Raw genomic sequence first — 23,641 nt, 5'->3', positions numbered from 1 at the left:
TGAAATAAACGTTCACAAGGAAATCATTATGCAGGAAAGACAACCAAGCATTGTTCCAAACGCTCAACGACACAATGATGTGCTTTGGCAGGTTGACGAATTCGGTGTTGCAACGCTGACGCTGAATCGGACAAAGAAACACGATGCCTGCATGATTGATTTGATCATCCATCGCTTAGATTATCTTGCACTAAGAACCGATGTGCGTTGCTTAGTGCTGCGCAGTAATGGCAAACACTTTTCCTCTGGTGCGGATTTAGCTTGGATGCAATCGATGGCAAATAGTACCCGAAAAGAAAACCTAGTCGATGCACAAAGCCTCGCTCGCTTAATGGAAACGTTGGATGCGTTCCCTCAACCCACCATCGCTGTCGTACAAGGCTCAGCCTTTGGTGGCGCATTGGGGCTAATTTGCTGCAGCGATATCGCTATCGCCAGCCACTCCGCTGAGTTTTGCTTGAGTGAAGTCAAACTGGGATTGGTGCCCGCCACCATTGCACCATACGTGATGCGTGCGATGGGCAATCGACAAGCACGTCGTTACATTCTGAGTGGTGAAGTCATCCCTGCGGTTAAAGCGCAACAGTTTGGCATCGTGCATGAAGTGAAAGAAGATGACGAGCTTGAATCATGCGTAAGCGAAGTCGTCGCTTCTTTGCTACTTAATAGCCCAGATGCGATGAGAAAAGCGAAAGCACTCTGCGAACAATGCCACCAAAATCCCATTGATTCTCAGCTTATCCGCTACACCAGCCAATTGATCGCCGATATCCGTGTATCGCCGCAAGGGCAAGACGGGTTAAAAGCTTTCTTAGAAAAACGGCCTCCGAGCTGGGTCCATCAACCTGATGCGGAGGAAGAATGACACTGCCTACTAACGTAAACATTGTTGAAGTTGGCCCTAGAGATGGACTTCAAAATGAATCTCCAGTTTCGGCTCGCACTAAAATCCGGCTGATTGATTTGCTTTCTGACACGGGTTTGAGTCACATCGAAGCCGGCTCATTTGTCTCACCCAAATGGGTTCCGCAAATGGCAGATTCCAAAGAAGTCATGCAAAATATCACGCGAAGAGCCTCGGTGACTTACTCGGCACTCACCCCCAACCTCCAAGGTTTAGAGCAAGCCTTAGATGCTGGCGCCAATCAGGTCGCCATTTTCACTGCGGCTTCTGAAGGTTTTTGCCAGCATAACATCAACTGTTCAATTACAGAGAGCTTGAAACGCTTCGAGCCATTAATGGTTCAGGCCGATAAATACCATGTTCCAGTTCGTGGCTATCTGTCGTGCGTCGTCGATTGCCCTTACGATGGGGCGACATCTCCAACACAAGTGGCCAACATATCGCAAGCGTTGATCGAGTTGGGATGCTACGAGGTGTCCTTGGGCGACACGATCGGAACCGGTACGCCTAATCGTGTAAAAGAAATGCTTGAATCGGTGTTAGCGCGCATTCCAAGCCAACGTTTAGCCGTACACTTTCATGATACATGGGGACAAGCACTGGCAAATATCTACCAAGCCTTATGCATGGGCATCAACACGGTAGACAGCAGTGTCGCAGGATTGGGAGGGTGTCCGTACGCACATGGTGCATCCGGCAATGTCGCTACAGAAGACGTGTTGTATTTATGCCAAGGCTTGAGCATTGAAACTGGCGTGGATTTGGAGCTGTTAGCCAAAGCAGGATGGATGATAAGCGATGAACTGCAACGCCAACCAACATCGAAAGTTTCACAGGCATTACGTCATAGAATGGAATAACGCACTTTGCGTGACGGGCTCAACTAACCCGCCCGTTAGACTTCATAATTCGCTTTGATGCCGATATCAAAGTGCAGTGGCATGCGCCATTTTGCTATAGATAAGTAGGTCATGATCAAACCCGCAAGAAGCGCAGAGATTGCAACAATGGTTGACTGTTCGAACCACAACGCAAATGCCGTCACAACCAACAGCGTAGGTACCAATTTCAAACCAAGAACTTTGAAACAGAACGACTCTTTCAACGCAATCCCAGAAAAGGTGACAAAGATAAAGCCTAATGCGAGCCACACTCGATTTAACTCTGGGTCGCAGACCATCAAGATCGCTCCTATCCAACCAGACCAACTGATGATAGTGCGAACTGACTTACTGTAAACGTGAATATTACTCGCAGACATTGCACCAGCAATGGTGAATACCGCAAATACTGCTCTATACCTGCCATCCATCCCATCGAGCCATTGACTTTCCAACGCAGCCAACCCCAAAAGCGCGATGGCAAACACACTGATGCCAGCGCGATACAAGCAAACGCTCAGCTTATCTAAAAAATCTAATGTTTCTTGATGTTCAGTATTTGCCATCGTCGTTCATCTTTAGAGCGTGTATTTACGCTCGCTTCAGGAAGCGGAATCTGCCGCCAGTGCGGTAAATCACCAAAGAAAAGAGAATCAGCAAACAACCAACAAGTTTATTGGCCGTCAGAACTTCGCCATACCAAAGAATGCTGAGAACAACCGTCCAAACCGGCTCTAAGATCATAATCAGTGCCGCATTCCCTGCTTGGACAAACTTTTGCCCCATCGTCTGCATAACGTAACGCAAACTCGTCGCAAGCAACGTACTGAGCGCAAACCACCACCAAATGGATGAATCCACCTGCTCTGGTCGTGATTCCATCAAGAACGACACCAACAGACCTAGACAGCCTGCCGAAAACAGCTGAACACAAGTCAGTAGTAATACGGGCAACTTCTGCGAATATTTGCTGTTTACATTAAAGTGTAGCGCCAAGATAAGCGCCGCTCCAAGAAACCAGAGTTGACTCGCAGACTGCTTCCAACCTCCAGCCAATGAAAGGCACGCTAAACCAATCACCGCAATAGGTAACGAGATCCAAAAGATGCGCTGAGGGCGTTGTTGAAACATTACCCAAGCCACGATTGGCACGAACAGCATCGAGAGGCTCATAATAAATGCGCCCTCGCCTAGCGTATCGCTGATTGAAATGGCGTAAATCCACGTCATCACAGCGCCGCCAAGCAGCAAACCTACGCCGCTAGCTGCTAACACGTCTTTTAACCGTGCCGCTTTTAGTGGTCGGTAACACAATGGCAGTAAACAGAGAGAGGCGATGGTAAATCGCAAGCCAATAAAACCAAAGGGAGGCAGCCCTTGGATGGTTTCTTTGGAAAAAATCCAGCCCAGTGCCGCTATCATCGTAGTGGCCACCAGAATCACGGTCGCTTTGCGTTCTGAGTTAAACATAATTACTCACAAAAAGGCCTGATGAATCGTCATCAGTGGGGATATTTATATCGATTTTAATCTACGAAAGTTATTTATATTCGTATCGCAAATGCTGACGAGGTGTGTAATAAGAATGGAAGATGTTAACGTTTGCGAAACGTCGGCATTATACATTGCAGGTGAGATTTCATCGAGAAATAACAGCGTGTTGCCTTCCTCGCTATAAACGGTATTCGCGAAGCGAGGAAGGGAAACTAGAACCGAGAATGGGCTCTTTGAAGCAGAAGTTTTTGAAGCGATTAATTACAAGGTGCGGTTGAACTGTGCGACAGCTTCAACTACTCGGCTTGCTCCGTCTTGGATATCGTTCATAACATTGCCCGCCTTTTCAGACAGCTCTAACGTATCAAGCGCCTCTTTTTGACACTGAGAAATCAGTGCAACAGCATTATTGGTGCGCTCTAGATTTTCCGTCACCATCGAGACAATCTCATCTGTCGTGGTATTAGTGCGCATGGCAAGCTGGCGTACTTCATCGGCAACCACCGCGAAACCGCGTCCATGATCACCGGCGCGAGCGGCTTCTATTGCCGCGTTGAGTGCCAACAAGTTCGTTTGGTCAGCAATTCCGCTAATGCTATTCACCAGTTCACTGATTTTCGATGAGTGAGCTTTCAAATCTTCAATGGCGGCATTGGCTTGCTGCATTTGCTCTGAAAGGGTCTGCATTTTCTCAAGGGTAGAACCGATTACTTGACGGCCTTGGACGGTTTGAGTGCCCGTTTCCTGAGATACTTCATTCGCCAACTGCGCCGCTTGTGCCATGGATTGCTCTTGAAGCACTTGCTGAGTAATGTTGGTCGCAAACTTGACCACTTTGTACAGCTCGCCTCTGTCGTTATGGATCGGGTTGTAAGAAGCTTCCAACCACACGACTGAGCCATATTGGTCTACGCGTTTGAATCGGTCGGTAACAAACTGCCCACTTGCCAACCTTTTCCAAAAATCGTGATACGCCGAAGAGTTTGCCTCTTCAGGCAAACAGAAAATTCGGTGATGCTTACCCACGATTTGTTCATGCTTGTAACCCATCGTGCTGAGGAAGTTATCATTTGCTTTAAGCACTGTACCGTCTAACGTAAATTCAATGACTGCCATCGAGCGGCTCAGCGCATTCAGCATGTCTTCGTACTCGCGCGATGTCGTGATCGTTCGAGTCAGTTCAGAGGCAAACACAAAAAAGCTCTCAACCTGGTCACTTGTGTTTCGCACAGGCTGAATAACCACTCTTAACCACGCTTCTTCTCCATCCCCCTTGGTGATTTGAAACGCGCCATTCCAGAATGCTTTTGCTTGAACCGACTGTTTCATGCGGTAAAAGTGGTCAGTATTTCTAACGTTTGATGGTACAAGATCAGAAATATGCTTCGCCAAGATGTCCTTATCTGACAGTGAAAGTTGCTGCAAAAACTTTTGGTTTGCCGATGTGACGTTGCCTTTCGCATCCAACGTCAGCCTTAACATTTCTTCGTCTAGGCTTTGCTGGATCTGTTGTAGGCTGTAGAGCTCTTGTTTTAATCGTTGGTTTTCTTGTTGAAGCGACTTATTAAAAAACATTACTTTCCCTTACTCGACCAATCTATTGATTAATCAAAGGTTTATTATTTATATCTATACAGCTCGATATTACTCAGGTAGCAGTATACTGGAATTTAGACTTGGCTCACAATTAATTACATTAATGTCACTAGAGGGCATTTGTTAATCAATGTGAACGACAAAATCACAATTAGATTCGGCCAAGACGCTTATATGAGGAAAGTGAAGTGATAGATCAAAAAAAGCTCTTTCCTTACGGAAAGAGCTTTGACTTAGTTCCCAAAATTTTTGCCGTTTTACAGCAGTTCCACCGACTGTTGAGCGATTACCCACTCTTCGTTGGTTGGATTACCATTAGTATTGCATCTGCTAGCAGAGGACTTGGGCATCAGTGAGTTAGCAAATTGAATAGTGTGTATTTAATCAATGATCACAAAGATGACTAGCATCCTCTATCTGAGTGGCCAAATTTTCTCATCCACTACAAATAAACCTTTATACGACATCACTAGCCAGAATAAGGCTTGGTTAGAAGGTAAATATCAGAGCATGACGTTGAAATCTCATCACAGTGCTGAGGTATCTAAAACTCCAACGTCTCACCATCAGCAGGAATAAGGACTTTATCTGACAAACCGTTTTTACCAATTGCTTCTTTAAGAATTGGTCGAGTCACTGCACAGTGGTTTAGTGCCTCCATATGGTTCGCAATCACCTTATTAGGGGAAAGGCGAACAAACTCCATGACCTCATCAATAGACATCAACAACGGTTGACCAACATCCATACGAGCACGGCCTGCTGCCACCACTGTGATGTCGGGTTTTAACTCATTCAACGCTCGTCTTACATCATCGGTCAGAACCGTATCACCGCTGATATAGATAGAGGGTTCATTGGGAAGCTCTAAGAAAAACCCGACGCCATTTGCCATTACCTTATGAATCCAACCATGACCGTGTAAAGCAGGAACCGCAGTGAGTTTTCCGCCTAAAAAGTCGATAGTTTGCCAATCTTCAATTCCCCATTTTACCGTTAAGCCGTATTTTTTTAGGTAGGCTTTATCTTTGGCTGGTGTAGCCACTGGGATGTTACGCTCTGTCAAAAACGCCTCACCAGCGGGATCTAGGTGATCACCGTGTTGCAACGCTTTGATACCAAATGTTTGGCTATGAGTAATTAGGGTATGAGTAACCTTGTTTAGCAACTCATCGGCATTGCTTGGCATCTCAACGGTTGGATTTTTCGTCGCTTTGGCCTTAATGACTGAAAATGGAGGCATAGAGCCTTTTTTTCCCAACATAGGATCAATCAGGATAAATTTTTCGCCAGATTCAATGATAAAAGTTGCGCTTCGTAGGTGATGGATCTTCATAATGCCTCTCTAAATTCACTCATGAGTCATGTTCTCTATACGATTTAGTATGCGACTTACCGACTCGTTGTGATACTGTCTTGAAAGTCAATGTTCGCGCAAATCGAGACACCTATGAACAAATCAAGCGAGTTAATTAAAATTACTTTGATTGCCTTTGAAGGGATCAGTGCTTTTCATCTCTCCGTACCCTGCCTGGTGTTTCAAGATATCTTTTTCGGTCAGCCCGCTCGGTTTGACTTGAAAATCTGTAGCGAAAGCAGCTCGCAATTCGAAACAAGCTCAGGATTTGGTGTGGTGATCGATAGAGATTTGAGCGCTATTAAAGAGGCGGATATTGTGATTGTTCCAAGCTGGCCAAATGATCTGCCAAAGCCAAGTGAACAACTTCTAGCGGCGCTAATAGAGCATCATGGTAAAGGTAAGCTACTCGTAGGACTCTGCCTCGGGTCTTATGTACTTGCATGTACTGGCGTTCTTGATGGAAAACGTGCCACAAGCCATTGGGCATTTTCTGAACAATTTCAGCAGCAATTTCCTAAGGTGAATTTTGATCCCAACCCTCTATTTATTGAACATGAGACTATCATTACCTCTGCAGGGGTAGCCGCTTCGCTGGATTGCTGTCTGCACATAGTGCGCCGCTTGTGTGGCAGTGAACTTGCGAATGATCTCGCACGTAAGATGGTGACAGCGCCATTTCGAACTGGTGGACAGCAACAGTACATACCTGCACCGATTAACGTAAAGCCCCTCACAGAAACAAGCATCAGCCTTGTGATTGAGCATGTCGAACAAAACCTCCATCTGCCTCACTCACTAGATGCAGTCGCTGAGCGCTGTGCGATGAGCAAACGAACCTTCACACGCCAGTTTAAATCTACCTATGGCTGTACATTTGGTGAATGGTTGCAAAATCAACGCTTGGTGCTCAGCCAACGCTTACTAGAAACCACTAAGTTATCTGTTCCTCAAGTTGCAGAGCAAGCGGGTTTTGGTTCTGACAGTGTATTCAGAAAGCACTTTAAATCAGCTTTTCATGTATCGCCGATTCAGTGGCGCACTACATTCAAACAATAGTCTTAATTTCATTGAGGGCGATGGGATTAGATCTTAGTATCTATTACTTTTTGGGCTCAAACCTTGTAAGTTGAACGAAGCTACAATTCTAGGCGTAGCTCTTTTTAGATCCGAACTAGCCATAGAAATTAGTTCAACATCGGACAGAGTTGAGTTTCGAAAAATTTAACATTAGCAATTCAGATATTACTACAGCTACACAAAGCGTAATCGTTTGTGGCGAAATCCATCATTTACGTCCTTTACATTATTGATACGCACGTCCATTCGTTCAGCTTAGTAGCTAACCAGGCAAATATTTTCAATGATACCTTGATAGCCCTATTCGCTCATTCATCCACCTCAATGCAAAAAATAAAGGTAATATTAAACAATCAGTTAATTGCAATTCGATTGATATTCATGGTGGTTACCAAAAGTTAACTAATTGAACTAGAAATGTAGGTAACCATAATAAACCGCAAGAGAGAGACATCATTGGTCGCTCCGTAAAACAGTCAAATCATCGAAGGGTTAATTATCATGACTAACGTTCTAATCATAAACGCACACGAACCATCTCCATTTTCTGAAGGCAAGCTAAATGCGGCTTTGGTCGAGAAAGCTCGCGCCCAGTTAGAGTCAAAGGGCCACGAAGTTCGCGTGGTGACGATGCAAGATGACATCGTGGTTGATGAACAACTGGCGCATTTTGAGTGGGCAGACCGCGTCATTCTTCAGTCACCAGTCAACTGGATGACGATCCCTTGGTCTTTTAAGAAATACATGGATGATGTATTTACCGCTGGTATGGGTGGCGCGTTATGTGCGTTTGATGGTCGGACACCAGAGGAACCAAAGAAAAATTACGGCACTGGCGGCACTCGTACAAATACGAAATACATGCTGTCTTTCACATTCAATGCACCAGAAGAGTCATTTAATGATGATAGCGAGTACCTATTCCAAGGTCGTAGTGTTGATGACTTGATGTTCCACATGCATGCCAACTTCCGCTTCTTTGGCATGTCTGCATTGCCTACTTTCGCTTGCTATGATGTCATGAAAAACGCCGACATTGAGAACGACTTCGCTCGCTTTGAAGCCCACCTAGACGCCAACTTCTAAGGAAATTGTCATGAGCACTGAATTTACTTACTACAATGCAGAAACGGCCCCTGAAGAGTCTAAATCGCTGGTAGAACAGTCGCAAAAGGGCTTCGGTATGCTGCCAAACCTGCACGCCGTTCTTGCTGAAGCACCAGCCACTTACGAAGCATATAATACTGCCTTTGATCTGTTTATGAAGAACACGACATTAAGCCCACTAGAGCAGCAAGTGGTCTTTATGACCGCAAACTTTGAAAATAACTGTCATTACTGTGTTCCTGGTCATACTTGGATGATGAAAGCGGGCAAAATGCCAGATGAAGTGATTGAAGCATTGCGTGAAGGTACAGCTATTCCTGATACAAAGCTGCAAGCACTGCATGATTTTACCAAGGCTCTGCTTGATAACCGTGGTCATATTGGTGATCAGAGACTGCAAGCATTTCTGGGCGCTGGCTTTACCAAACGCCAAGCACTGGAAGTTCTGACGGGGTTGTCTGCAAAGCTTATCTCAAACTTCACCAACGCATTGGCACATACTGAACCAGATGCGCCATTCCAAAAGTTTGCGTGGACGCACCCTAGCGAGCGTTAATCTAAACAAGTAGTAATAAAAAACCAGTCAAAGCACTGTTACCATATGATTACAGTGCTTTGCGTAAGGAGCCATTATGAACAACACAGTTAAAATCGACATCATTAGTGATATCGTCTGCCCTTGGTGCATCATTGGCTATAACCATTTAAAAGCTGCGATTAACGAGCTTGGAATTGAAGATCGCATCGATATCGAGTGGCAGCCGTTTGAATTGAATCCTGACATGCCTGCTGAAGGTGAAAATCTTCGTGAACACGTTGCACGCAAATATGGCAGCACAGTAGAAGAAAGTAACAATGCGCGTATTCGCATCGCTGGCATCGGTGCTGAACATGGCTTCGAGTTTAACTACTTTGATGACATGAAGATGGTGAACACGTTTGACGCACACATTCTACTTGATTACGCCAAAGGCTTTGGCAAGCAAACTGAACTAAAGATACGTTTGTTTACGGCTTTTTTCAGTGAACAGAAAGACATCTCTGACCGTGAAGCTCTAAAAAAAGAACTTATCTCTGTAGGTCTTGATGCTGAAGAAGGCATGCGTTGGTTAGATGATGTGCAGCGACGCAGTACGATACGTACCACTGAGAAGCAATGGCAGACAATGGGCGTCTCAAGCGTACCAACGGTGATTTTTAACCGTGAATCTGGCATTTCTGGTGCGCATCCCGTTGAAGATTATAAACAGATCTTGGCTGAGCTGATAGCTAAAGCAGATGCAGAATAGGTCATTTCCCTTTGTTCTCAGAATGTATTTGTTCTCACACTGCTGTTCACGAGACATTGGGTGAGCAGTGTGAGAGCAAGACCGAAAACAAATTCAAAGCAGCGGAATGGTCGTTCCCCCGTTGTTACTTATCAGGTGCTGAGTTTCTTAACTAGGTTACTAAAAGTAGACTAATTGCAACTCGCCTCATCCTGTCTTACTTTTTACGACTCAGTCGTGAGATAAATCCAAGGAGCTGAGATGGCATACTCACAAAAACTCAAAGCGGGTGACACTTTCCCTACATTAGAGGCAACAACACTGGATGGAACCAAAGTCAGGCTAGGCCAGCCTCAAGGCGATGCAACATGGCAAGCGGTGTTTGTCTATCGTGGTAAACATTGCCCACTTTGCACCAAATATCTCAATGAAATAGAGACTTATAAACAGGCGTTTAGTGATGCAGGCGTGGATATTCTAGCTGTCTCTGGGGATTCGAAACAACAGTTAGAGCAACACCTGGAAAAGCTAGATATCAGTTTTCCAATTGCCTATGGTCTTACTGAGCAACAAATGAAGACTCTGGGGCTTTATATATCGCTACCACGCTCTGAAGCCGAAACCGACCATAACTTTGCGGAGCCAGGACTATTTGTCGTCAATGAACACGGTAATTTGCATGTGGTTGACCTATCAAACAACCCATTTGTAAGACCAGAGTTAGGGGCGCTGACACGTGGTTTAGCTTGGATTCGTAATCCAGAGAACCACTACCCTATTCGTGGGACACTAGACTACTGAGTCTCAAGACCAAAATATGAACAGGGCAACCACGTATGGTTGCCGTGTCACACAGTTCGAGTAGAGATTGTTACTCCAACTATTTAAGCTGTACATTATTGCTTTCAGACCATTTTCTCAATTCTTCAAGAATCGTTAGAGCACTTTTGCCAAACTCAGTCAGTTCGTAACTTACGGCTAATGGCTTCTCATTGAGTACGCAGCGTATCACCATATTTTCACTCTCTAGCTCTTTTAAGCGCTGGTCTACCATTTTCTTACTTGCACCGCCCAACATTCTTGAAAGATCATTAAATCTCACAGGGCCATCTTTCAGATGGTAGATTATTGAGCCTTTCCATTTTGACCCCAAGATCCGCATACCTTTTTCTATCGCACAAGGCTCCTTACAGGCATCAACAACACTTTTACGCCCTTTGGCGTCAACTTCAACTTTTGCTTTCATACAGCCTCGCCAATCCAGAAACTAGATAGCTGCAGTTTCACTCGATGACATGAAACCACAGTGCTTTGACCTATGTATCACGTCATAGTAATACTAGAGATCAATCAAATTAAATTCACCTTAGTCATCCATCTTGCATGTTCACTACGAGAACTAAGTAACCTTTGGGTTATAAAAGTATCATCGCTTTATCTACCAAAGACGTACTTAGCTTTCCTTCTGAGAATAACGGTAACCCATAAGCATTGATGATAGGAGCGTTACTCATTATTAGTGACTCCGTAAATAGAGTGAATATATAAGTGAACGCTACGTCACTGGTTCTTCGTAGTATATGTTAGTTACCTAAAGGTTGAATGCAATTAGTATACTTTTAGTAACCTAGTTCAGGCATGGGCTGATGTAATTGACAATAATGCCTCCATAAATAGGCTCTATTGTTAGTTTTTCTGAAGCCACTTCTGGGGCGATAATAAAATTGCATAAATCAATAGAGCTATCAGTGGGTGAGCTGCCATGTGCTGTTCAGCGATGGTCTGTCCAACATATGAGTACAAAAAAAGCGAGCACGTAGCTCGCTAACTTGGAGTTAGAAAAATGAATTGCAGAAGTCGATATTGTGGGTAATGACTGTGTCGCTATTCGCGTGCTTAGCGATTGTGTATGCGCTTCCCAGCAAAAGTATAGATAGCGGAATCTAACTCAATGTAATAACTGTTTTTAGTTTTGTGAACTCACTGTGTTTCAATGCCTCTGACATCTGATCGAATTTAAAAGATACAGGTAAACTAACGTCAAAACTGCCTTTTGAAATACGCTCAAGCAGCGTTTCACCATTTTGCATTAATGTATGCCAATCATCTTTATCACCAAAATTATGTAACGCTCCAAGGGCTATTTCGTGGTAAGAAATAGTGCGCGTAAATGGAGGATCAATGGGTTTAGCAATACGATCTTGAATGCAGACAATATGTCCATTCGCTCTTAACAGTGGCACTAAATGGGCGGCATTTTCCCCACTCACCGCATCAAAAATGGCGAAGTATTTCATGTCGATTTGAGATTGATCCCGATAAACTTGGCGAATACCTAAGCTTTTGGCTCGCTCTTCGCTCAGACTCGCTGAGACAACATCAACGATATAACCCGCTCTGACAAGGATCTGGGATAACAAATTATTCACCGCGCCAAAACCAACGATAAGCACTTCTCTTTGTCGGGTTAATGGAATTTTTTCAAATGCTTGCCACGCAGTCAGCATCGGACAAGGCAGTGACGCAGCAAGTTCAAAAGATAGGCTCTCAGGCAGTGTCATCACTCGCTCAGCATTCAAAACTGTATACTCAGCAAAACTACCATTGTGTTTTAATGAGCCATGGTACGCCACTCGGTGGCCAATTAGACCTGTATCAACTTTAGACCCGACTTGTACGACGAAGCCTGTACCATCAACACCTGGAACATGGCCATTCGGCCAATTTAAAGGATTGGCTTTAATAAATTTCCAATCGACAGGGTTAATACCAATCGCTTTGTTTTGTACTAAGATTTCGCTGTCATCTAAAGCAGGTATTTTAGCCTTACCTAAAACAAGACTGTGTGTCTCAGTTTGATATCGCCAAATTCGATAGGGTTCCATATCACTTCCACTCGCTTAATGAAAAGGTTAGGCACCAAAGAGTTATCGTCTTTGGTACCTGGTGTGTTAGGCTTGATAAGTTGGATAATCGGTGTAGCCTTCTGCTCCGCCCCCATACAAGGTCAACCTAGCATCGGCATCAAACTCGGCCAATGGTAAATCATGAGCAAATCGGGCGACTAAATCAGGATTCGTTACAAAAGGCGTACCAAAGGCAACGAAATCAGCATACTGCTTATCTAGCAACTGTTGTGCCGATTGCTTGGTCAGCTTTCCTGCAACCATGATTGGATTAGAGTATATTCGGCGTACTTGCTGGCGAAACTCTTCAGGCACCTCTACATAGCGTGATATGTTTTCTGAAAAATGCACATACGCAAGGTTCATCGGTTGTAGTTTTTCCAGCAATGCTAACGTTAGCGGAACAATTTCAACATCATCCCCAGCAAAACCCTCTCCGATATGAGGAGACAGACGAACCGCAACTCTTTCCCCACCAATTTCGTCGGTAAGTGCTTGCAACGTATCAACCAGAAAGCGCATACGATTCTCTTTGCTGCCACCATATTGATCACTTCTTTGGTTGCTTTCTAAGCGTAAAAAGGTATCAAACAAGTAACCATGCGCTGCATGAACTTCAACACCATCAAACCCTGCTTCAACAGCATTTCTTGCCGCTTGAACAAAGTCGGTAATGGTTGCTTGGATTTCATCTGCACTCATTGCTTTTGGCTGCTGGGTTTCCACCATGCCAAACCCGCCTTCAGGTAATGGGCCAAAGACCTGATCTGGAATTTTTATCGCTGATGGTGCCAGGGGTTGTGAACCTGAAATATCGGAATGACTACGACGGCCAACATGCCAGAGTTGGATAAATATCTTACCCCCTTCCTCATGAACAGCCTGAGTCACTTTCTTCCAGCCTTCAATGTGTTCTTCTGTGTAAATGCCTGGTGTCATAGAGTAGCCCCGACCAACGGCTGAGACAGGCGCGCCTTCTGTGACAATCAAACCTGCGCTAGCACGCTGACGGTAGTAGGTTGCCATCATCTCGTTTGGTACATCACCAGGTTGAGACGTTCGTGAACGAGTCATCGGCGCCATAGCGATACGGTTTCTAGTCTCAAGTCCGTGACCTTTAAATACCTTAAACATACTTCCCCCTTAAGCTTTATACGTTGGATAATCAATCAACCCTTTTTCACCACCACCAAACAAGGTGTCAGGATCGTGCTCTGCGAACGGGTAGCCGTAAAGTAGTCTTTCAGGAAGGTCAGGATTCGCTACAAAAGGCCGACCAAAGCCGATCATATCAGCCAGTCCGTCATCAATGGCTTGTTTCGCTTTTTCCGCATTATAACGACCTGCGTAAATCAAAATGCCTTGATAAGCCTCACGTAAGGCACGTTTGAAAGAAACTGGCGTATCAGGGGCGTCATCCCAATCGACTTCAGCGATATGCAGATAAACGATACCATGCTTATTTAGTACCGCAGCGGCAGCGGTATAAGTTTCGATAGGGTTCGAATCTACCGTACCATTTAAGGTAGTCAAAGGAGCCAGACGCACCCCAACACGGTCAGCGCCAATCGCTTCAACTAATGCTGCTACAACTTCATCAAGAAAACGAAGACGATTTTCCAGGCTACCACCGTATTCATCACTGCGGCTGTTAGCTTCGGAGTCTATGAACTGGTTGATCAAATAACCATTCGCTGCATGAAGTTCAATACCATCAAAGCCTGCCTCAACAGCATTCAATGCCGCTTGACGATAATCTGCGATGACTTGTTGAATATCCGCTTTTGTCATTGCTCTAGGCTGGACGACATCAACAAAGCCAGGTTCATCACTGCCATTATCAATGAATACTTTTACGTTTTCCGCTTTTAACGCTGATGAAGAAATCGGTTGCTCACCACCAATGTTATCTGGGTGAGTGACTCTGCCCACATGCCACAGCTGCGCGAAAATTGCGCCATGTTCTGCATGCACTGCTTGAGTCACTTTACGCCAGCCTGCAATCTGCTCAGGTGTGTAAATACCTGGCGTCCACGCATAACCTTTTGCATTCGGTGAAATTTGTGTGCCTTCGGAGACAATTAAACCTGCACTGGCTCTTTGAGCGTAATACGTCGCCATCATTTCATTAGCGACATCCCCTGGTTGACTTGCCCTGGAGCGTGTCATCGGTGGCATGACAATGCGGTTTTTGAGAGTCAATCTCCCCAATTGGATAGGTTGAAAAAGTGATTTAGACATAATAAGCCCTCTTATTTCCTGAGAGGGATACTAACAAACTCATCGCAGCACATTGATAGCAACAAAGACAAATAATATTTGTTAATAATGCAATAATTGTTCAAGGAGGAAGAAATTACTTTATACCAAACTCCCCTTTATGCATGGTTACATTGTTTTGTGCTACGGAGTATTGAAGAATATGTTTGTCTAAACCGAGTGATCGGCACATTCACTTATCACGATTCTTGTTAAGGAGGAATATGAATACTAAGGGTAAAACCATTCAGTCATTAGAGCGCGGTTTCATGATTTTAGAAACACTCTCTTTAGCAGAATCGCCACTTTCTCTGCAAGATATTACCCAATCAGTCAAATTAGCGAAAACAACCGTACATGGACTGCTAGCAACGTTAGTCAAACTAGGGTATGTAGAACACACCAAACAAACATATCAACTCGGTTCAAGGCTGAGAGAGCTATCTAAGCCACTCGAACAGCGAGACGAAATTGTTCGTCGCCACTTCTTCCCCCTTTTAAAGAAAATGGCGCTGCTTTCCAATAACACAGCTTATCTCGCAATCCAAAGTGGGGCCGATGAGTACCTTTATATCGACGCAATAGAAAAAGATAATCCCTTGACGATACGCAGCCCAAGAGGACGCCGAGAAAGTTTAATTGACTCTGCCATTGGTAAAATATTTGTTTCTTTTAACCCTCAACTAAAAAGAATGCTAAGAATGCAAGGTGCGTTAACGTCAGGGTTAGAAAGGGAAATTGAGCAGATTTCCCAACAAGGATTTTCATTGGATCTAGAGCAAGCAGAGCCTGGGCTGCACTGTTTGGCTATTCCTCTTTATATGAATGGTGATCTTGTCGCTGCTGCGGGTTTAAGTGGTGCTGCTGATGAACTCACTGAGGCAAAATTGCGTCATTTTGCTCAAATATTTCTGAAGTGATTCGACATTATCGAATCTTATTTACTTTTCCTACGGTTCCCATGCCCCTAGGATTTATCTAATTAAACTGAACGCGTCATTCACGATCATAATTAGGAGACTCCTGTGATTTCTCTCAACTTAGCAAAACAGATCACTGCGATAGCCATACAACAAGCGAAAAAACAAGAATTTAACATCTGTGTCAGTGTTGTTGATCAGGCTGGATTATTAGTCCATTTTGAACGCATGGATAATGCATTGCTCGGCGCGATTGATGTGGCGATAAAAAAGGCCTGAACAGCAGCGCTTTTCCAAACCAATAGTGCTAAACTTGGTGCGATCGCACAACCTGGAGGTGCGATTTATACACTTGAAGCCACGAATGGAGGACTTATCTCCTTTGGTGGTGGTGTGATCCTCCGTAACGAACAAGGTAATGTTATTGGCGCTATAGGGGTTGCAGGAGCGACCGTTGAAGCCGATGAAGCCATTGCACAACTTGCAGCTCGTCAATAAGGAGATCCAGATGAAAACGGTAGTGATTACTGGCGCAGCTTCTGGCATGGGGTTAGCGGCTAGTAAGTTGTTTCTAGAAAAACATTGGCGCGTTCTGATGATAGACACCAACGAGGAGCACGGGCAACAGCAATGTTTGAAACTTCAAAGCCAAGGTTTTACTGAGGTTTATTTTCAACGTTGTGATATCACTCAAGCATCACAGGTCTCGCGGGTAGCCGAGTTTGCAATTGACAACTTTGGACGAGTTGACAGCGTGATCAACAATGCTGGAGTTTGGCGTGGTGGTGAACTACATCAAACAACAGAGACAGATTGGGACTTATTGTTTGATGTTGATGTGAAATCGATATTTTTGATGAGTAAGTACTTTGTGCCACACATGATTGCACAAGGTGGAGGGACTATTGTAAATACTGCTTCTGTATCAGGGCTGAATGGGGATCATCAGATGGCTGCCTACAATGCAGCAAAAGGAGCTGTTGTTAATTTAGTCCGAGCGATGGCGCTCGATTATGGAAAATATAACATTAGAGTAAACAATGTATGTCCTGCCGCTTGCGCTACTCCAATGTTTCTTGCCAACGCCAAAGAAGTGATTGACACTTTTAATCAGGCCAACCCTCTAGGCAGGATCTGCACGCCAGAGGAAGTCGCTGAAGCAATGTACTTCTTGGCCTCTGATGCATCAAGCTCATGCAATGGTATCAACCTACCTATTTCTGGTGGCTTAGAGCTGCATACTGGTCAGCCGATACAATAAAATCGATATAAAAGCGAGGTCGGCAACGGCCTCGCTTGGAACGATTTACAGATCCAGTTTCGGCTGAATAAAATCGATAAAAGCAGAAATCCGCTTGGCAACAGAAGAAGACTTATAGTAGACGGCATTAATTTGCTCCCTGCCTGAGTTGCCGATTTTTTCACCTTCTAACAACGCAATTAATCTTCCTTCCGCAATATCTTTTTTCACCATAAAGCCTGATAGGCAGGCGATTCCATTTCCCATCAATGCTAGCTGTCTCACCGTTTCACCGTTACTTGAGGTCAGCGTGGGTGTCAGCCCTGAAAATCCTTTCAGAGGCCATTCGTTGAGTGTTTTTGGTGTTGAAAATCCGATGGTATCGTGATGTTCCAAATCACTGCTCTTACTCGGAAAGCCGCGCTTTGATAAATAATCAGGTGAAGCAACAATGTAAAGTAAACTTCGGCCAAGAGGCCTTGCATGTAAAGTTGAATCATTTAATGCACCGATACGAATAGCGATATCGGTTTTCTTTTCTAGCAAATCAACAAAACCTTCATTAGAAGTTAACTCCAACTCAATATCAGGATAGGCTTGATTAAATGGCTGAACGAGTGGAACTAACTGGTGAAACACAAATGGACTGGCGGCATCAACACGCAGCCGCCCTTTGGGTAATTCCCCACGGGATATGATCTCGTCTTCCGCTTGCTGCAACTGCATCAGCCCTATTCTTACCGACTCAACGAATTGCCGCCCCTCATCCGTTAATTCAATCCGTCTTGTGGTTCGGTTTAATATCGTCACGCCAAGTTGGCTTTCTACCTTACTCACCGATCGTGATACGCGTGCCACCTGTATATCGAGACTTTCTGCCGCCGCAGTAAATCCACCAGTATCAACGACAGTAAGTAGAATTTCTAAATCGTCCGATTTCGTCCGCATGCTCGCCTACCATTTACTTAACAGTTTCGTTTTAATTATTGCATTTATAACAAATATCATTTGTTAAACAACCTGTTTTTTGCAATTACATTTTCACGCAGAATCCCTCCATCAAATCACAGTACAGCGAAACATTAATAAACACATTCGCTGCTGTGTACTAAACCTAACAACAGAGAGTAAATAATATGCCATTAGCACTTCTCGCATTGACGCTCAGCGCCTTTGCTATCGGAACGACGGAGTTTGTGATCGTGGGATTGATCCCGACCATGGCTTCTGACCTAAACGTCTCACTACCATCCGCAGGACTACTGGTGAGCCTTTATGCACTCGGTGTTGCGATTGGCGCACCTGTTTTAACAGCACTAACGGGAAAGTGGAACCGTAAGCACGTACTCATTACGGTTATGTCACTGTTTGTGATTGGCAACTTATTGGCATGGCAAGCACCTGGTTACAACACCCTTATCGTTGCTCGAATTTTGACTGGTCTAGCCCATGGTGTGTTTTTCTCCATCGGCTCCACAATTGCGACTGGCCTAGTATCTAAAGAAAAAGCGGCAAGTGCGATTGCGATTATGTTCACGGGATTAACCGTAGCATTAGTAACGGGCGTCCCGCTTGGTACTTACATCGGCCAGACCTTTGGTTGGCAATCGACGTTTTTGATTGTCGCGCTATTGGGACTTATTGCGTTGATTGGTAGTGCTTTCTTAGTGCCAAGCAACCTAAAGCAGCCTGCTGCCGCGAAACTGTCATCACAACTAAAAGTGTTAACGCAACCAAGACTACTATTGGTTTATGCCATCACAGCACTCGGTTACGGTGGTACCTTTACCGCTTTCACTTTCCTTGCGCCGATTTTGCAACAGGAAACAGGATTCAGCGCAAATGCAATCAGCCTAATTATGTTGGTATACGGCGTATCAGTAGCGATTGGTAATATTTGGGGCGGCAAAATGGCCGATAAGATGGGGCCAATAAAAGCACTGACGATTATTTTTGCAGGACTCGCCACCGTATTAGTTGTATTTAACTTTACGGCCATTAACCCTATAGCAGCGGTAGCGACCATTTTAGTTTGGGGGGCATTTGCATTCGGTAATGTTCCTGGTTTACAAGTCTATGTGGTTAAACTGGCTGAAAAATACACTCCTGATGCGGTAGACGTCGCTTCTGGTCTAAACATTGCGGCGTTTAACGTGGGTATTGCGCTTGGCTCTTGGGGCGGCGGTATGATTGTGTCAGAAATGGGCTTAATGCATACCCCTTGGATTGGAGCCGTGATAGTGATCGTTGCGCTCGCTCTTACTCGAATGAGTGGACGTCTTGATAAACGTACAGCAGTTCATTTGTCGGAAGCAAACGTACTTGTGAAGTAAGTATCACGACAATGGTTACAAGCTGGTCAAGGCTCGGCATTGACCAGCTAATTCTTACTTAGAATCAACTTAGGTAGCTCACAATGAAAACGGTTTTTATCACTGGCGCCAATCGAGGCTTGGGCCTAGAGCTTGTTAAACAATACACTCTGCGTGGATGGCGTGTGATTGCATGCTGCCGTGACATCAATACAGCTCAGGCTTTGTGTCTCTTGGTACAAACTTATCCCACCATTTGTATTCATCCGCTCGACGTGAGTAATGAGTCCCATATTCTCGCTTTGACAGAAAAATTTGCGGGCATCGCCATTGATGTACTCATTCATAACGCAGGAGTGAGCGGAGATGAATGTGAAAGCCTAGGCAACATGGGGCAAAAGGAGTGGATAAATGTATTAAACGTCAACACCATTGCGCCCATGTTAATCACGCAGGCTTTGCTTAATAACATTCTTGCGGGTGAAGATAAAACCATCATTGGGATGACTTCAATACTCGCTAGCATCGATGACAACCGCTCTGGTGGTCGATACAGTTATCGCGCATCAAAAGCCGCCCTCAATCAAATAATTAAATCTCTGGCTTGTGAGCTATCCGAAGTGGGAGTGAAGACTATGGCAATTCATCCTGGTTGGGTACAAACCGATATGGGCGGAAAGGATGGCAAGGTAACAGTAGAAGAGAGTGTTAAAGGCATGCTTAATGTTATCGACAATTTAAAACTTAAGCATTCAGGTTCATTTTTTGTCTACGATGGCACTCAATTGCCGTGGTAAGCCCTGTAGTTACGTCACATGCAAGTTCTAAGCGTATGATATGCTTTTATTTATAGTTTTAATCCTTTCTATTGTCGGTTTGATCTGGTGGCATTTACACAAAGTCTCCCGTGATATTTCCCAAATTGACTGGGATTGGGATTGGGATGACGATGAGATCCTATAAATTGATATTGCCTGAATCTATGGCGGGTCACATTAAATATTCTAAGGAACGACTGCGATCTTGCTCTGGACTGGGTAAATACTTTAACGTGAAATGGGGCAGAAAAAATCCGACACTAAGCTCGCTAACTTGGAGCAAAAATGAATTGCAGAAGGCAATTTAGTAAGCAATGGTTGTGTCACCAACACATGCTTAGCGATGGTCTATCCAACATATAAGATCAAAAAAGCGAGCACTAAGCTCGCTTTTAACTATCTGTTTTCGTTATTAATTACAGCAACTCAACCGACTGCTGGACAATCACGAATTCCTCGTTGGTTGGGTTTCTATTAGTATTGCGCCTGCTAACGGGGATTTGGGGCGTTGGCAGCAACCTACAATTCGGAGAACTTCTTCCTTGGCGGCTTCACACTCAACTTCGTTGAAGAGGTCACCTTGAGATTCATCGTAGGTTTTAATGCCTCCGAGCGTTTAGCGAACTGACGATCAAAGGCAAGCTTGAGCTGTTCAAGTAGCGACTGGCGCTCTTGTTTCCACTCAGATTCTTTCTGCTTTAGTGATGCCATCGGAACTTTCACCATCGCTTGGTGGATAAGGCTTTATTATCGACTAAGTCATTGTAAAATCGTTGATTTGAATGGGTTTACGGCCGAGAATCGTGTAGCTTGAAAGCAATCCGTCAAACTTGAATTGAGTGAGGGTAAACACCTCGTTTTTTCTTTGGATAGCCATTTATTTGGCTTTTTCAAGGCGTTTACACCAGAGAGCGGAGCCAGTTTTATCCCAGAACAACACTTTGACTTTATCGCGCTGTTTGTTGGTAAGCAGGAACAATCCACCGCAGCCAAGAGGCAAGTGTGTGTCGCTTTCGATAATCGCGGCAAGGCCGTTGATGGACTTTCTAAAATCGACACTTTCACGATATAAATGAATCTCTGGGACGCTGAGCATACATTTCATGACAACGCACCGATAAGTTCGGCAAGGTAGGTCACTGGCGTGTCTTGTGGGATGCTCAGTTCAACATCGTTGACAATCAGCGTCAATGTGGGTGGCTTGATACCTCGTGGGCTTTTCAACGACGTCTGCTTTAACAAAGCCAACCGTGTTCGGTTTTTCGATGTACTTTAACTGTTGGCGCTTAGCGTAAAAAGTGGAAAGGCTCAGTCCGTTACGTTCACAAAATAATCGTTGTGATAGCTGGCTAGATTCATAGTGTTCGAACAGAGTCCGCCATTCTTGGTTAGTGTATCGCTTAGCCATTTCAAATATCCTTTGTATTGGAGGTTTGATCTTATTGTTCGGGCTAGGCGATTAGAATGCGGGGTTTATGAAGCACTTACGAAATTAGCTGATTACTGGGTCCCCAAAGTAAGAATTGCCCCCCCCTTATCCTGAGCAGCGATTTGACGTTAGACCCAGGTAGGAGGCATATGCGTTGCACGTGCGGGGGAGCGGGTGACCGCTATTCCTACAGCGCCCAAAATACGTGGGAACCTTGATTATATCTACTCATATTATTTGTCCTCTTTGACTTCTGGAAAAATCAAAGACGCATTTAGCGTGAGTAGCTTTTAAAGGCCAGCTAAAGTGGATGATAACCATCTACTTAAGTAGCTGGTTTAGGGCTGAAAACAAAAAAGTGACTCGATAGTCACCTTTTGCACTCTTGTTGTAGGTTAGATTTTGAACGAGCCAACATAATGATCAAGCGTTTGCGAGAGCTCAGCCAGTTGTTGACTCGATTGTTCTAATTGCTCACTTGCATTTAGACCGAGCTTCACTGAGTTGCTCACCATATCCATGTTCATATTGATTTCGTTAGCCACCGTCGATTGCTGTTCTGTTGCCGTTGCAACCTGAGTATTGATATCCAGAATGGTCATTACATGTTTAGAAATCGCTTCTAGTGCTTGTTGCGCCCGTTCCGTCTCCGTTGTTCCTTCTACGATCAGAGCTTTACTGGCCCCCATCGAATTCACGGCATTTTGCGCTTCGTCTTGCAAGCGTTTGATCATCAGGTCAATCTCATCGGTTGACTGCGCGGTTTTCGTCGCAAGGTTACGCACTTCGTCAGCTACCACTGCAAAACCACGACCTGCGTCACCAGCACGAGCGGCCTCAATTGCAGCATTAAGTGCCAACAAGTTGGTCTGTTCTGAGATACCTCGAATCACCTCAAGGATTGAACCGATCGATTGAGTATTATCTGCCAAACTTACAATGATGCTCGACGTGCCGTTCATCTCGGTTTCAAGGTTTGTGATTGCCGAAGTGGTCTTTTTCAGCGTCTTGTAGCCTTCTTGCGTTTCGTCCGTTGCAGTACTTGCCGCGCTCGCTGCACCAGCTGCGTTCGATGCAATCTCGTTAACTGTTGCAATCATTTCATTCATTGACGTCACCACCAGCATGGTTTGCTCGTTTTGCTCCTGCCCACGAGTCAAAGCCTGTTGAGATTGCTCACGTAAGGCAGTTGCAGAGCCATTCAATGCAATAGCGGTGTTCACCACTTGCGAAACAATGCCATGAACCTTTTCGACAAAAGCGTTAAATGCTGATGAAATCTGAGCCACTTCATCATTGCCTTTTGTTGGCAAACGAACAGTCAGATCTCCTTCCCCTTGCGAAATATCATGCAGTGCATTTTTCAATACAGATAACGGCTTCATTAAGTGGCTTAACAGAAGTGAAAGTAGTAGCACGCAAAGTACAAAAATCACGATCATTGAACCAAGTTGGTAGCTGATAATGCCGTTCGTTGCTTGTCTCACTTCCGTAATTGGAATACCGATGTCGAACGTGCCGTAAAGCTGGCCATTCACATAGATTGGGGCCATGATATCGAACACCCACACTTGCTGCACATCCGCGTACCACTTCGAATATTGCTGCACACCTTTGGTTGCACCCGCCACCGTATAGTCATCTTCATACTTCTTGTTTAGCTTTTGTTTATCACTATGTGCGACAGCTGAAACATTGCTATCTATTACAATGGCATAGCTTACATCTGAGCGTTGTTTTAACTGGTCAACTAACGCTTGAAGATCTTGGGTCGGATGGTTTGAGTTCTCTAAAATGTAACTTGCATTCTCAGCTAAGAACTCGGCCTGAACCTGAGATTTGTGCAAGATGATACCATCGATATTCTGACTTGAGATAAAATAGGTAGACGCCATACTCGCCATGACAGCAATGCCAAACATGACACAAACGGCTAATAGGATGATTCTTTTCATTATGGTTGTCTCAACGCAAGCGATTAATTTCTATCAACGGGGTTAATCAAGCCGATGACTTGGCATTACTCTCTTTGCCAACCCACTCTCCCGCGACACTAGTTTTAACTATTTA

Annotated in this window: 23 protein-coding genes and 3 pseudogenes; 13 read left to right on the top strand and 13 right to left on the bottom strand. The window is 44.6% G+C overall.

Going from position 1 to position 23,641, the window contains the following annotated elements; translation table 11 throughout:
- The first annotated feature begins 28 nt into the window (after nt 1-28).
- Nucleotides 29-865: an enoyl-CoA hydratase-related protein gene (locus tag ACF8EG_RS23330; protein WP_069505889.1), complete on the top strand. Its 837-nt coding sequence runs from the start codon at nt 29-31 to the stop codon at nt 863-865.
- The gene (locus tag ACF8EG_RS23325; protein WP_025522150.1) at nt 862-1,764 is read left to right on the top strand and encodes a hydroxymethylglutaryl-CoA lyase; all 903 of its coding nucleotides are present in this window, start codon (nt 862-864) and stop codon (nt 1,762-1,764) included. The genes ACF8EG_RS23330 and ACF8EG_RS23325 overlap by 4 nt, the downstream gene beginning before the upstream one ends.
- Before the next feature lie 35 nt (nt 1,765-1,799).
- Here the strand turns inward: ACF8EG_RS23325 and ACF8EG_RS23320 are convergent, their stop codons facing one another.
- The 4 genes from ACF8EG_RS23320 to ACF8EG_RS23305 all read right to left on the bottom strand — a co-directional run bounded on the left by ACF8EG_RS23320 (nt 1,800) and on the right by ACF8EG_RS23305 (nt 6,211).
- On the bottom strand, nt 1,800-2,351 hold the full coding sequence (locus tag ACF8EG_RS23320; protein WP_069505887.1) for a DUF2301 domain-containing membrane protein: 552 nt from the start codon (nt 2,349-2,351) through the stop codon (nt 1,800-1,802).
- A gap of 25 nt (nt 2,352-2,376) precedes the next feature.
- Nucleotides 2,377-3,255: a DMT family transporter gene (locus ACF8EG_RS23315; RefSeq protein WP_069505885.1), complete on the bottom strand. Its 879-nt coding sequence runs from the start codon at nt 3,253-3,255 to the stop codon at nt 2,377-2,379.
- 285 nt (nt 3,256-3,540) lie between these two features.
- Nucleotides 3,541-4,854, bottom strand: a complete 1,314-nt coding sequence (locus tag ACF8EG_RS23310; RefSeq protein ID WP_005498481.1) for a methyl-accepting chemotaxis protein — start codon at nt 4,852-4,854, stop codon at nt 3,541-3,543.
- 565 nt (nt 4,855-5,419) lie between these two features.
- Nucleotides 5,420-6,211, bottom strand: a complete 792-nt coding sequence (locus tag ACF8EG_RS23305; protein ID WP_206925998.1) for an MBL fold metallo-hydrolase — start codon at nt 6,209-6,211, stop codon at nt 5,420-5,422.
- Between the two features lie 114 nt (nt 6,212-6,325).
- On the opposite strand from ACF8EG_RS23305, the gene ACF8EG_RS23300 reads away from it, so the two are divergent.
- The 5 genes from ACF8EG_RS23300 to ACF8EG_RS23280 all read left to right on the top strand — a co-directional run bounded on the left by ACF8EG_RS23300 (nt 6,326) and on the right by ACF8EG_RS23280 (nt 10,488).
- Nucleotides 6,326-7,291 carry a GlxA family transcriptional regulator gene (locus ACF8EG_RS23300; RefSeq protein ID WP_025787765.1) on the top strand — a complete coding sequence of 322 codons (966 nt, stop codon included), beginning with the start codon at nt 6,326-6,328 and terminating at the stop codon, nt 7,289-7,291.
- A 522-nt stretch (nt 7,292-7,813) separates the two neighbouring features.
- Nucleotides 7,814-8,398 carry an NAD(P)H-dependent oxidoreductase gene (locus ACF8EG_RS23295; RefSeq protein WP_014234393.1) on the top strand — a complete coding sequence of 195 codons (585 nt, stop codon included), beginning with the start codon at nt 7,814-7,816 and terminating at the stop codon, nt 8,396-8,398.
- Between the two features lie 10 nt (nt 8,399-8,408).
- Complete coding sequence (locus ACF8EG_RS23290; protein ID WP_025787768.1) at nt 8,409-8,975, top strand: carboxymuconolactone decarboxylase family protein; 567 nt, start codon at nt 8,409-8,411, stop codon at nt 8,973-8,975.
- 76 nt (nt 8,976-9,051) lie between these two features.
- Complete coding sequence (locus ACF8EG_RS23285; RefSeq protein ID WP_114868140.1) at nt 9,052-9,708, top strand: DsbA family oxidoreductase; 657 nt, start codon at nt 9,052-9,054, stop codon at nt 9,706-9,708.
- 240 nt (nt 9,709-9,948) lie between these two features.
- Nucleotides 9,949-10,488 carry a peroxiredoxin family protein gene (locus ACF8EG_RS23280; RefSeq protein WP_025787771.1) on the top strand — a complete coding sequence of 180 codons (540 nt, stop codon included), beginning with the start codon at nt 9,949-9,951 and terminating at the stop codon, nt 10,486-10,488.
- A gap of 79 nt (nt 10,489-10,567) precedes the next feature.
- Here ACF8EG_RS23280 and ACF8EG_RS23275 read toward each other — a convergent pair whose 3' ends face one another.
- The 4 genes from ACF8EG_RS23275 to ACF8EG_RS23260 form a co-directional block, all read right to left on the bottom strand.
- Complete coding sequence (locus tag ACF8EG_RS23275; RefSeq protein ID WP_031501609.1) at nt 10,568-10,933, bottom strand: helix-turn-helix domain-containing protein; 366 nt, start codon at nt 10,931-10,933, stop codon at nt 10,568-10,570.
- A 697-nt stretch (nt 10,934-11,630) separates the two neighbouring features.
- Nucleotides 11,631-12,572, bottom strand: a complete 942-nt coding sequence (locus ACF8EG_RS23270; RefSeq protein WP_025789556.1) for a zinc-binding dehydrogenase — start codon at nt 12,570-12,572, stop codon at nt 11,631-11,633.
- A gap of 66 nt (nt 12,573-12,638) precedes the next feature.
- Nucleotides 12,639-13,727 (bottom strand): alkene reductase, encoded by a 1,089-nt coding sequence (locus ACF8EG_RS23265; RefSeq protein WP_025789557.1) that lies wholly within the window; start codon nt 13,725-13,727, stop codon nt 12,639-12,641.
- A 9-nt stretch (nt 13,728-13,736) separates the two neighbouring features.
- On the bottom strand, nt 13,737-14,834 hold the full coding sequence (locus ACF8EG_RS23260; RefSeq protein WP_025789558.1) for an alkene reductase: 1,098 nt from the start codon (nt 14,832-14,834) through the stop codon (nt 13,737-13,739).
- Between the two features lie 242 nt (nt 14,835-15,076).
- Here ACF8EG_RS23260 and ACF8EG_RS23255 point away from each other — a divergent pair, with 242 nt between their 5' ends.
- From ACF8EG_RS23255 to ACF8EG_RS23245, 3 genes and pseudogenes are all read left to right on the top strand, one after another.
- Nucleotides 15,077-15,772, top strand: a complete 696-nt coding sequence (locus ACF8EG_RS23255) for an IclR family transcriptional regulator (RefSeq protein ID WP_065871400.1) — start codon at nt 15,077-15,079, stop codon at nt 15,770-15,772.
- Nucleotides 15,773-15,877: 105 nt separating this feature from the next.
- Nucleotides 15,878-16,270, top strand: a pseudogene (locus ACF8EG_RS23250) (heme-binding protein).
- A gap of 10 nt (nt 16,271-16,280) precedes the next feature.
- A complete protein-coding gene (locus tag ACF8EG_RS23245) occupies nt 16,281-17,033 on the top strand; it encodes an SDR family NAD(P)-dependent oxidoreductase (protein ID WP_025789561.1) in 753 nt (250 codons plus the stop codon).
- A gap of 45 nt (nt 17,034-17,078) precedes the next feature.
- Here ACF8EG_RS23245 and ACF8EG_RS23240 read toward each other — a convergent pair whose 3' ends face one another.
- Nucleotides 17,079-17,960 (bottom strand): LysR family transcriptional regulator, encoded by an 882-nt coding sequence (locus ACF8EG_RS23240; RefSeq protein ID WP_025789562.1) that lies wholly within the window; start codon nt 17,958-17,960, stop codon nt 17,079-17,081.
- A 188-nt stretch (nt 17,961-18,148) separates the two neighbouring features.
- Between ACF8EG_RS23240 and ACF8EG_RS23235 the strand changes: the two genes are divergently transcribed.
- From ACF8EG_RS23235 to ACF8EG_RS23225, 3 genes are all read left to right on the top strand, one after another.
- Nucleotides 18,149-19,345, top strand: coding sequence for an MFS transporter (locus ACF8EG_RS23235; RefSeq protein ID WP_025789563.1), 1,197 nt, complete (start codon nt 18,149-18,151; stop codon nt 19,343-19,345).
- Between the two features lie 83 nt (nt 19,346-19,428).
- Entirely contained in the window at nt 19,429-20,121 is a 693-nt protein-coding gene (locus ACF8EG_RS23230; RefSeq protein ID WP_025789564.1) for an SDR family oxidoreductase, read from the top strand.
- Nucleotides 20,122-20,161: 40 nt separating this feature from the next.
- Nucleotides 20,162-20,287 (top strand): hypothetical protein, encoded by a 126-nt coding sequence (locus ACF8EG_RS23225; protein ID WP_257999947.1) that lies wholly within the window; start codon nt 20,162-20,164, stop codon nt 20,285-20,287.
- A gap of 378 nt (nt 20,288-20,665) precedes the next feature.
- Here ACF8EG_RS23225 and ACF8EG_RS23220 read toward each other — a convergent pair.
- From ACF8EG_RS23220 to ACF8EG_RS23205, 4 genes and pseudogenes are all read right to left on the bottom strand, one after another.
- Nucleotides 20,666-20,868 (bottom strand): annotated as a pseudogene (locus tag ACF8EG_RS23220) (IS66 family transposase); the annotation flags it as partial.
- 151 nt (nt 20,869-21,019) lie between these two features.
- Entirely contained in the window at nt 21,020-21,247 is a 228-nt protein-coding gene (gene tnpB, locus ACF8EG_RS23215) for an IS66 family insertion sequence element accessory protein TnpB (protein ID WP_001980395.1), read from the bottom strand.
- Nucleotides 21,244-21,550, bottom strand: a pseudogene (gene tnpA / locus ACF8EG_RS23210) (IS66 family insertion sequence element accessory protein TnpA). The gene tnpB and the pseudogene tnpA overlap by 4 nt, the downstream one beginning before the upstream one ends.
- Before the next feature lie 416 nt (nt 21,551-21,966).
- A complete protein-coding gene (locus tag ACF8EG_RS23205; RefSeq protein WP_080388491.1) occupies nt 21,967-23,526 on the bottom strand; it encodes a methyl-accepting chemotaxis protein in 1,560 nt (519 codons plus the stop codon).
- Between the last annotated feature and the right edge of the window lie 115 nt (nt 23,527-23,641).

The sequence above is a fragment of the Vibrio sp. YQ_11 genome (assembly GCF_043103065.1).
Lineage (GTDB): Bacteria > Pseudomonadota > Gammaproteobacteria > Enterobacterales > Vibrionaceae > Vibrio > Vibrio parahaemolyticus.
Note: the sequence above shows the minus strand (reverse complement) of the source record. Positions and strands in the feature narration are given on the sequence as shown.

What these genes read in the sequence shown, in the direction of transcription:
- ACF8EG_RS23330 (WP_069505889.1), top strand. Translation starts at nt 29, where the DNA reads ATGCAGGAAAGACAACCAAGCATTGTTCCAAACGCTCAACGACACAAT.
- ACF8EG_RS23325 (WP_025522150.1), top strand. Translation starts at nt 862, where the DNA reads ATGACACTGCCTACTAACGTAAACATTGTTGAAGTTGGCCCTAGAGAT.
- ACF8EG_RS23320 (WP_069505887.1), bottom strand. Translation starts at nt 2,351, where the DNA reads ATGGCAAATACTGAACATCAAGAAACATTAGATTTTTTAGATAAGCTG.
- ACF8EG_RS23315 (WP_069505885.1), bottom strand. Translation starts at nt 3,255, where the DNA reads ATGTTTAACTCAGAACGCAAAGCGACCGTGATTCTGGTGGCCACTACG.
- ACF8EG_RS23310 (WP_005498481.1), bottom strand. Translation starts at nt 4,854, where the DNA reads ATGTTTTTTAATAAGTCGCTTCAACAAGAAAACCAACGATTAAAACAA.
- ACF8EG_RS23305 (WP_206925998.1), bottom strand. Translation starts at nt 6,211, where the DNA reads ATGAAGATCCATCACCTACGAAGCGCAACTTTTATCATTGAATCTGGC.
- ACF8EG_RS23300 (WP_025787765.1), top strand. Translation starts at nt 6,326, where the DNA reads ATGAACAAATCAAGCGAGTTAATTAAAATTACTTTGATTGCCTTTGAA.
- ACF8EG_RS23295 (WP_014234393.1), top strand. Translation starts at nt 7,814, where the DNA reads ATGACTAACGTTCTAATCATAAACGCACACGAACCATCTCCATTTTCT.
- ACF8EG_RS23290 (WP_025787768.1), top strand. Translation starts at nt 8,409, where the DNA reads ATGAGCACTGAATTTACTTACTACAATGCAGAAACGGCCCCTGAAGAG.
- ACF8EG_RS23285 (WP_114868140.1), top strand. Translation starts at nt 9,052, where the DNA reads ATGAACAACACAGTTAAAATCGACATCATTAGTGATATCGTCTGCCCT.
- ACF8EG_RS23280 (WP_025787771.1), top strand. Translation starts at nt 9,949, where the DNA reads ATGGCATACTCACAAAAACTCAAAGCGGGTGACACTTTCCCTACATTA.
- ACF8EG_RS23275 (WP_031501609.1), bottom strand. Translation starts at nt 10,933, where the DNA reads ATGAAAGCAAAAGTTGAAGTTGACGCCAAAGGGCGTAAAAGTGTTGTT.
- ACF8EG_RS23270 (WP_025789556.1), bottom strand. Translation starts at nt 12,572, where the DNA reads ATGGAACCCTATCGAATTTGGCGATATCAAACTGAGACACACAGTCTT.
- ACF8EG_RS23265 (WP_025789557.1), bottom strand. Translation starts at nt 13,727, where the DNA reads ATGTTTAAGGTATTTAAAGGTCACGGACTTGAGACTAGAAACCGTATC.
- ACF8EG_RS23260 (WP_025789558.1), bottom strand. Translation starts at nt 14,834, where the DNA reads ATGTCTAAATCACTTTTTCAACCTATCCAATTGGGGAGATTGACTCTC.
- ACF8EG_RS23255 (WP_065871400.1), top strand. Translation starts at nt 15,077, where the DNA reads ATGAATACTAAGGGTAAAACCATTCAGTCATTAGAGCGCGGTTTCATG.
- ACF8EG_RS23245 (WP_025789561.1), top strand. Translation starts at nt 16,281, where the DNA reads ATGAAAACGGTAGTGATTACTGGCGCAGCTTCTGGCATGGGGTTAGCG.
- ACF8EG_RS23240 (WP_025789562.1), bottom strand. Translation starts at nt 17,960, where the DNA reads ATGCGGACGAAATCGGACGATTTAGAAATTCTACTTACTGTCGTTGAT.
- ACF8EG_RS23235 (WP_025789563.1), top strand. Translation starts at nt 18,149, where the DNA reads ATGCCATTAGCACTTCTCGCATTGACGCTCAGCGCCTTTGCTATCGGA.
- ACF8EG_RS23230 (WP_025789564.1), top strand. Translation starts at nt 19,429, where the DNA reads ATGAAAACGGTTTTTATCACTGGCGCCAATCGAGGCTTGGGCCTAGAG.
- ACF8EG_RS23225 (WP_257999947.1), top strand. Translation starts at nt 20,162, where the DNA reads ATGCTTTTATTTATAGTTTTAATCCTTTCTATTGTCGGTTTGATCTGG.
- tnpB (WP_001980395.1), bottom strand. Translation starts at nt 21,247, where the DNA reads ATGAAATGTATGCTCAGCGTCCCAGAGATTCATTTATATCGTGAAAGT.
- ACF8EG_RS23205 (WP_080388491.1), bottom strand. Translation starts at nt 23,526, where the DNA reads ATGAAAAGAATCATCCTATTAGCCGTTTGTGTCATGTTTGGCATTGCT.